The organism is Mesorhizobium sp. M7A.F.Ca.CA.004.04.2.1, assembly GCF_004022825.1.
In the GTDB taxonomy this organism is placed as follows: Bacteria; Pseudomonadota; Alphaproteobacteria; order Rhizobiales; family Rhizobiaceae; genus Mesorhizobium.
In genome coordinates this window covers 1-639 of the sequence record NZ_RZPH01001658.1, presented here as the reverse complement: position 1 = coordinate 639, position 639 = coordinate 1, and the positions used below count along the sequence as shown (strand labels likewise).

The window sequence follows — 639 nt, the reverse complement described above, 5'->3', positions numbered from 1 at the left end:
GCCTGGATTCGACATCGCTTCGAAATTTTTCTTCGAGGCGGTCGCAAACGCTGCTGCTGTCTATTCGGAAGCCAGCCTGTCGCCCCAGTCCAGCCGCCGGGCCAGCTTGAAGTCGGCGCCGTCGCGCTTGGTGAACAAGCGCTCGGCGGCGGTGCCGTCGTCCCGGCAAAGTTTGAGCAGAACCTTGCCGGAACCGGATTTCGGCGGCGCAAGAACCCGCGCCTGGTGCGATGTGAGTCCGTCGCGAGAAGCCGCGACATAGATGAATTTCTCATCTTCCCACGGCACGTCGGCGTCCTTGGCCAGCCGGTGCAGGCGCGAGCGGGCGACGCGGCGGGAAAAGTGGCACCAGTCGGGCGCGGTGAGCGGGCAGGGCGCCTGATGCGGGCAAGGCGCAAGCACATGCGCGCCCGCCTCGATCAACTGCCGGCGCACGGCAAGGATGCGCTGCCAGCCGGCGGGGGTGCCCGGCTCGACCACAAGCAGCGTGTCGGCGGTGAGTTGCCAGAGGCGGTCGATGAGCTTCGGCAGTGATGCGGGAGCGATTTCGTCGAGCACATAGGCGCACGTGACCAGATCGGCCGGCTCGATGTCGGCAAGGTCGATGGTGGCATCACCGGCCAGCCATCTGGTCTGGGC

General features: G+C 66.7%; 1 protein-coding gene. It reads right to left on the bottom strand.

Translation table 11 applies throughout. The annotated features are described in order from the left end of the window. Positions 1 to 60: 60 nt before the first annotated feature. Positions 61 to 639: small ribosomal subunit Rsm22 family protein (locus tag EN893_RS36795; protein WP_281062549.1), on the bottom strand; the 579-nt coding region annotated here is incomplete at its 5' end.